Source organism: Sphingomonas sp. (assembly GCF_036677245.1).
GTDB lineage: Bacteria > Pseudomonadota > Alphaproteobacteria > Sphingomonadales > Sphingomonadaceae > Allosphingosinicella.
The window spans coordinates 1-6159 of sequence record NZ_JAKFCG010000116.1; the positions used below are offsets into that span (position 1 = coordinate 1).

The window sequence follows — 6159 nt, forward strand, 5'->3', positions numbered from 1 at the left end:
ACCTCGCCGGCAAGGTCATCCGCATCACCAACCGCGGACGCAAGTCCATCACTCTCGCGGAGCGCGACCTCGCGCCCCGCGACACCCTCGCCGTCTCGATCGTCAACCCGGCGCTCGATCCCGGCTCCAGCACGACGGCCTTCGTGGTCGGCGCAAACGGGGAAAGCAGCCATGACTGATACCAGCGACAATCCCGCTCCGCTGCAGGCCGAGCCCGCCTCGCCATCCGAAGTGACCGGGCTCAACGCCCGAACGGCGCGCCGGCAGAGATTGCTGCTCGGGGGCATCGGCGCTCTCGCGCTCGTCGGCGGCAGTTGGTTCATCCTCGGCGGGGACGAGGACGGCACGTCGGACGACGCGCAAGCTGCGCAAACCATCGATACGGCCGGCCTCGTCAACCGCGACCTCTCGCAGCGCGAGTTCGTCGCTAGCTATGGCAACCGGCTCGACGCGGTAACGCGCGAGCAGAAGGCGCTCCGGGAATCCGCTGCCCCGCGCAGCGAGGTCGAGGCGCAGCTCGCGGCGCTCAAAGCCGAAAACCAGGCCATGCGGGTCGACGGGCAGGCGGCGATCGATGCGATCTCGGCCGAGAATGCGGACCTCAAGTCGCGGCTCGCTACGCAGGCTGCCGCGCCGGCTCCGGTTCCGACCGCGCCGGCCTATGGGCCCCAAGCGGGCGGCTACGATGCGCGCGGCCGTCCAGCCGCAGCGCCGCAGCCCGGCAGCGCGACAGCAGGCGGTGACGCCCTGGTCCCGTCTCCCGGCGAAGTGAAGCTGCTGAGCTTCACCTCGGAGAAGGCTGGCGCGACCGGCCTTCGCTCGGCTCGCCCTGACGCCCCGCCGGTCGTGGTCGAGGACTCCCCCGATTACCTGCCGCCCAATTCCTATGCCCCAGCGCGGGTGATCGTCGGCGTCGATGCCTCGGCTGGCGTTGCCAGCCAGACCGATCCGTTGCCCGTGGTGCTGAGGATCACCGGCCCGGCGCGCTCGGTCATGCAGAACGGGAAGGTGCTCACCACCCGGATCCAGGGCTGCGTGGTCAACGGCGCGGCGCGCGGCGATCTCTCCTCGGAGAAGGTCTATGTGAAGCTCGCCCGGATGACCTGCGACCAGCCCGGCGGCCGCGTCGCAGTAAGCGAGGTCAAGGGCTTCATCAGCTTCGCCGGCAAGTCCGGCGTGCGCGGCCGCGTCGTCAGCCGCGAAGGCAGCCTTGTCAGCCAGGCGCTGCTCGCCGGGATCATCGGCGGGTTCGGTCGAGGCTTCTCGGCCAACGCCAACAGCATCTTCTCCGGCGTCACGACCAACGCCGACGGAACGCGCTCCAAGCTGTCGCCCGGCGACATTCTCGGCGGCGGGCTCGGACAGGGCGCCGCGGACGCGGCCGATACGGTCAGCAAATATCTGATCGAGCGCGCCGAACAGTACCAACCTGTCGTCGAGATGCCGACCGGCATCGATGTCGAGATCGTGTTCCTCGACGGCGTCTACGTGAGGAATTCCCAGTGATCGAAGCACCCAATTCTCCAGCTCGTCGCTGGCTGCGGCCCGCGGCAGGGCTCGCCGCCGTCGTCGCCCTGTCCGCCGCCACCGGCTGGGGCGTCGCAAGCCTCGCAGCGCCGACGACCGCTCCCGATAGCGCCAAGGTGCGGGCGGCGCTCAAGCTCAGGCTTCCGAAGACGCCGATCGACGCGATCGACTGCTCGGGGCTCGGCGGCCTGTGCGAAGTCGCTTCGAAGTCGACCCTGTTCTACGTCGACCGGGCAGCCAAGTATCTCGTGATCGGCCGTGTCTACGACATGGAGGCGCGCCAGGATCTGACGGCCGCACGGCTGCTGGCTCTGAACCCGGACCTGCTCACCGCCGGCGCCGCCCGGCGCCAGACAGGAGAGGACGAGCCGCCCCAGCAGCGCCCGAGCGTCCCGGCGCGGGTTTCGCTCGCCGGCCTCCCGGCAAACGGGGCCATCACCTGGGGTCCGACCGAAGGGCCGAAGGTGGTCGTCTTCTCCGACTTCAACTGCAGCTACTGCAAGAAGCTCGAAGGCGAATTGAAGGCGATCGGCGCGCGCGTCGAGGAACGCCCCATTTCGATCTTCGGCGCGGAAAGCCGTCAGCTGGCGGAGCGAGTGCTCTGTTCATCCCGTCCGGAGATGTCGCTGCGCATGGCCTATTCGGGCCTGGCGCTCGCCAATCCCAAGCCCTGCGACACGACCGGCCTCGACGCCAACGAGGCCTTTGCGAAAGCGCACGGCTTCGGCGGCACGCCGGTCATCGTGCGGCCGTCCGACGGCGCGGTGCTCGAAGGCTATCGGCCTGCCGCCGCCCTCCGCGAGTTCCTCGCGGCCGCTCCCCGCCAGACCAGCAAAGGATGACCCTCATGTCCCCTTCCAAGCGCCTCATCCTCTGCGTCGGCCTCGCTGCCTTCACGAGCGGCTGCACCACGTTCGGCACAAATGTCCAGGGCGACTTCAGCTGTCGCGCACCCAAGGGCGACTGCGCTCCCAGCCATGTGATCGACGCTCGCGCGACCTCCGAGCTGGAACGCAATGGCTCCTCGCACGAACTCGCGCGTGTCCGAGCCGGAGTTGCTGCCGGCGATAGGGACCGAACCTTAGAGCGCACGCTCCGGATCGTGTTCCCGGCGCATGTCGATGAAGCCGGAACGCTTCATGACGAAGCTGTCGCCTGGGCGGTAGTCGAGAATCCCCGCTGGGCCGCGGAACTGCGCCGCAAGCCCGGCGAAGGGACGGCGCCGCCGCTGCTGCGCCAGCTCAGCCGGCAGCTCAAGGCCGTCCAGGCCGCCTCAGACCCGGCCGCGCAAAAAGCCAGCGACGAGAGCGATGCCGTCGACCTGACTTCCCCTTTCTCGCTTGCTGTCCCTCCCGTCCAGGATTCCCCCGTTGCCTCGCCGCTGGTCCTCCCCTCCACGGCGCGCGAGGCCGTCGCCGGTGCCAAGGCACCGGCGGTCGAGGGGTTCGACATGTCCCCTCCACTGCATGATCGGACCCCTCGGCCTGGCGGCGGCGAAAAGCCGCTCACGTTCCCAAGCATCGAGGCGATCGAGGCCGCCAAGGGGGTGACCGGCAAGACCTCCACGCCCGCGGCACCCGACAAGGAGCTCAAGTGATGGCCGAGCGGCTGAACACGATCGTCGACCGGGTGCTTCGCGGGCTGCTCGGCGATGCCGAGCACGCCGAGAGGCGGCGGCCTCCGCTGATGCTCGACATGCTATCGGACTGGCTGCCATACCGGGTCTACGACCCGGCGAGCCGGCTCTATTTCAACGCGCGCTCGAAGGGGTTCATCCTCTCCGTCACGCCGCTGATCGGCGCGGACGAGCGCACCGGCGAGATCCTTGGAGCATTCTTCTCCGAGGGCCTGCCGCCCGGCGCCTGCCTCCAGGTGCTGCATCTCGCCTCCCCGCGCATTAGCCGGATTGTCGCGCCCTGGTTTGCTCCCCGCTACGTCCAGGGCGGGGTCTATGAGGCGATCGCCCGCCACAGGGCCAAGCGGCTCTATGGCCTCGTCTGGGAATCGGGCTCGGCGGACGCGCCGTTCCATGCGCGGCACCACCAGGTGATTGTCTCGGTCGGCGTTCCCGCAGCGAAGACGGTGAGCAACGAGGAGCTCAAGCAGACCCGCGACGGGCTCATCGCCATGCTGAAGTCCCTGAACCTCGGCGTCGCGGAGGTGGGGCCGCAGCAACTCATCGCCATCCTCGACGACCTGACCTCGCCGACCACGGCGCCGCAGGACGATGCGGTTCCCTACAACGCCAACGACCCGATCGCGGCCCAGGCGATCCGTCACGACATCGAGCTCGTCGTCCACGAGGACCGGATGCACCTGCGCACCGAGCGTTTCCGTCCGACCGGCCGGACCACCGACGGCGTGCCGGAGATCGGCGCCGTCTATCCCGATGCCTTCGACGTGCGGCATTTTTCCGTCCGGAACATGCCGCAGCGCTGGGCGCCTTGGGAATGCGCACGGCTCATCGGTGATTTGTTCACCGACAAGCTGCGCTTTCCCTGCCCGGCTGCGACGATGCTCTGTCTCGTCTACCCGGACCAGGAAGCGGCCAGCGCCAAGGCCGGCTTCAAGTTCATGCGCACGACGAGTCTTGCGGGCACGAAGAGCGCCCGCTTCCTGCCGCGCATCGGCGAGCAAGCCGCCGAGTGGCAGCATGTCCAGGCCGAGCTCCAGGAAGGCCGCCGGCTCGTCCGCGTCTTCTATGGCATCACGGCCTATTCACCTCTTGGCGCCGGCGACCGGCACGAGCGGGCGATCAAGTCGATCTACAAGGCGGCGGGCTGGGATCTCGCCGACGAGCGTTATCTCCAGGTGCAGGGACTGCTCGCGGCCATGCCGCTGACGCTCGCCGACGGGCTCGGCGCCGACATGGAGCGCCTGAAGCGTTTCAAGACGGTGCTCTCGACAACGGCTGCCAACATCGCGCCGATGCAGGGGGAATATCTGGGGAGCGCGCACCCGCACCTGCTGTTCGTTGGCCGCCGCGGCCAGCCTTTCTTCTGGTCGCCCTTCGAGAACGACGCCGGCAATCACAACGTCGCGATCTGCGGCAAGTCGGGCTCGGGCAAGTCGGTGCTCCTGCAGGAGATGTGCGCGGCACTGCGCGGCGCTGGCGCGCAGGTCGTAGTGATCGACGACGGCCGCAGCTTCGAGCATTCGGTCAAGTTGCAGGGCGGCCGCTTTGTCGAGTTCACGATGAAGGCAGGCTTCTGCCTTAATCCCTTCTCGATGATCGACGCCGCGCGCGCCGCCGAGGACGAGGATTATCGTCTCGACTGCTTTGCCATGGTCAAGGCGATCGTCGGCCAGATGGCGCGCCATAGCGCGAAGCTCTCCGACACCGAGCGCGGACTGATCGACCGGGCGGTCAATGCTGTCTGGAGCGAGCATGGCGTGGCGGCGACAATTACCGGCGTGGGAGAGGCTCTCGCGGGTCTCGGGAACGAGGCCGCAACCGACCTCGCGACCGCCCTCGCTCCCTACATGGCCGGCGGCACCTACGGCGCCTTCTTCGAGGGCCAGGCGAGCCTCGACCTTGATGCCGATTTCACCGTCTTCGAGATGTCCGACCTTGCGAGCCGCGAGGAGCTGAGGGCGGTCGTCCTTTCCGCAATCATGTTCATGACCAGCCAGGCGATGACGCGTTCGCCCCGTCAGGTCCGCAAGCTGCTGCTGATCGACGAGGCCTGGTCGATGCTCAAGGGCGGCTCGATGGGCGAGTTCGTCGAGACCTATGCCCGCACCTGCCGCAAGTACGGCGGCGCGCTTGCGACCGCGACCCAGTCGCTCAACGACTATTACAAGTCCGACGGGGCGACGGCGGCGCTCGAGAACAGCGACTGGATGCTGATCCTTCAGCAGAAGCCCGAGACGATCGCCGATTTCAAGGCCTCGAAGCGGCTCGACATGGACGACCGCACCGAGACGCTGATCCGCAGCCTGAAGCGGTCGGGCAGCGACTATTCCGAGGTCTTCATCAAGGGACCGGAAACCGAGGCGATCGGCCGGCTCGTGCTCGACGACTATTCGGCGACTTTGTTCTCGAGCTCACCCCAGACTTTCGCCGCGATCGATGCCGAGATCGCCCGCGGCCATCAGCTCGCCGACGCGATCGAGCGGATCGCGTTTGCAGGCCGCACCTGATTCCACCCTCCATCAAGGACCACGACACCATGCCACTCCATCTCGTCAGCCCCTTCGATCAGGCGCAGGGAAGCCCCGGGGACGACGGCTTCGACCCGCCCCCGCCCGACAAAAGCTGGCGCGGCCTCCTCGCCGACACCTGCTACATTCTCGTCAAGGCGGGCGGTTTCCTCGCCTCGACCTATCTCATAACACTCGGGCTGCCGCTCCTGTTCTTCCTGATGATCTCGGGCGGCAACGTAGAGCTGTTCTTCGCGCAGATCGCCAATTTCGCCGACCGCTTTCTCGGTGCCGGTCCTGAACGCCAGGTCGGCTTCGTCAATGACCTGAAGTTCGGCCTCATCGGCCTTGCAACGCTGGTCGCCTGCCTGCGGATGCCGCGCTTCCTGAGCGAGATCGCCGAAGGTCTCCGGGAGGAAAAGCTGTGAAGAACATATTAGCAACATCGGTCATGTCGAAGCGCCGTTTCGGCATCAACCTCACCGCAAT

Annotated in this window: 5 protein-coding genes and 1 pseudogene; all 6 read left to right on the forward strand. The window is 67.6% G+C overall.

Going from position 1 to position 6159, the window contains the following annotated elements; all coding sequences use genetic code 11:
- Nucleotides 1-179: pseudogene (locus V6M48_RS11985) on the forward strand (TraK domain-containing protein); the annotation flags it as partial.
- Nucleotides 172-1506 carry a TrbI/VirB10 family protein gene (locus V6M48_RS11990; protein WP_332812758.1) on the forward strand — a complete coding sequence of 445 codons (1335 nt, stop codon included), beginning with the start codon at nucleotides 172-174 and terminating at the stop codon, nucleotides 1504-1506. The pseudogene V6M48_RS11985 and the gene V6M48_RS11990, both read left to right, overlap by 8 nt.
- On the forward strand, nucleotides 1503-2369 hold the full coding sequence (locus tag V6M48_RS11995; protein WP_332812759.1) for a DsbC family protein: 867 nt from the start codon (nucleotides 1503-1505) through the stop codon (nucleotides 2367-2369). Before V6M48_RS11990 ends, V6M48_RS11995 begins: the two co-directional genes overlap by 4 nt.
- Nucleotides 2370-2374: 5 nt before the next feature.
- Nucleotides 2375-3124 carry a conjugal transfer protein TraV gene (locus V6M48_RS12000; protein ID WP_332812760.1) on the forward strand — a complete coding sequence of 250 codons (750 nt, stop codon included), beginning with the start codon at nucleotides 2375-2377 and terminating at the stop codon, nucleotides 3122-3124.
- Nucleotides 3124-5670, forward strand: a complete 2547-nt coding sequence (gene traC / locus V6M48_RS12005) for a type IV secretion system protein TraC (RefSeq protein WP_332812761.1) — start codon at nucleotides 3124-3126, stop codon at nucleotides 5668-5670. The genes V6M48_RS12000 and traC overlap by 1 nt, the downstream gene beginning before the upstream one ends.
- Before the next feature lie 29 nt (nucleotides 5671-5699).
- A complete protein-coding gene (locus tag V6M48_RS12010) occupies nucleotides 5700-6098 on the forward strand; it encodes a hypothetical protein (RefSeq protein WP_332812762.1) in 399 nt (132 codons plus the stop codon).
- Nucleotides 6099-6159 lie beyond the last annotated feature (61 nt).

Bases quoted from the DNA above. Each gene is read 5' to 3' on its own strand.
- traC (WP_332812761.1), top strand. From the start codon at position 3,124: ATGGCCGAGCGGCTGAACACGATCGTCGACCGGGTGCTTCGCGGGCTG.
- V6M48_RS12000 (WP_332812760.1), top strand. From the start codon at position 2,375: ATGTCCCCTTCCAAGCGCCTCATCCTCTGCGTCGGCCTCGCTGCCTTC.
- V6M48_RS12010 (WP_332812762.1), top strand. From the start codon at position 5,700: ATGCCACTCCATCTCGTCAGCCCCTTCGATCAGGCGCAGGGAAGCCCC.
- V6M48_RS11990 (WP_332812758.1), top strand. From the start codon at position 172: ATGACTGATACCAGCGACAATCCCGCTCCGCTGCAGGCCGAGCCCGCC.